Here is a 612-nt window from a genome sequence, read left to right on the forward strand (position 1 = left end):
CGGCACCGTCAGGTGCTGGAAGATCCGCTGGTGGTCGCTGAATTGCAAATAGTGCAGAGCAGGCACCAAGGTCAGGTGATAACGGGTCAGGCGCTTACCCGCTTCACCCATGAGCACATCTTCGATATGCCCGTGAATACCTTCCCCATTCAGACCAAACTGGAGAAACGCCGGCTGGCTGAGCAAACTTTCCAGATCGAAGTCAGGGTTTTCGCTGACCAGTTCAACCTCGATCGCGTACAAACTGCTTATGGTCTCAAGGCCATCAAACGCCAGCACCTTGAAGTCGTTACGAGTCGAGGGGATTAGTAATGCGAAGTGCGCAGTATTGGCTGGCGCGAACATGCGCTTATCCTTAAGCAGAAAAAAAGGTGATCAGGGCGATAGAAGAAAACCGTCAAACCCGGTTTAGCCCGCGAAGCGAAAACGTCCGTCATCGGTACCTGAAGCATTGAAGTGCGAGTACTAATGAAGGTAAGGCACATCCAGTGCCGAACAGTTGCGTGCTCTTCTTGGGGCGGCAAAGTATCGGAAATCATGTACAATCGTCCAATGCATACTTGAGCAGTGATTAATGTGTTGGACGACTTAATTGATCTGAGGCGAATTCGG

1 protein-coding gene is annotated in these 612 nt (G+C 51.1%); it reads right to left on the reverse strand.

What is annotated here, in order from left to right:
• On the reverse strand, positions 1-345 hold a 345-nt coding region (locus tag KW848_RS31285), incomplete at its 3' end, for a contractile injection system protein, VgrG/Pvc8 family (protein WP_256365350.1).
• Between the last annotated feature and the right edge of the window lie 267 nt (positions 346-612).

The sequence above is a fragment of the Pseudomonas sp. PDM25 genome, from assembly GCF_019219045.1.
In the GTDB taxonomy this organism is placed as follows: Bacteria; Pseudomonadota; Gammaproteobacteria; order Pseudomonadales; family Pseudomonadaceae; genus Aquipseudomonas.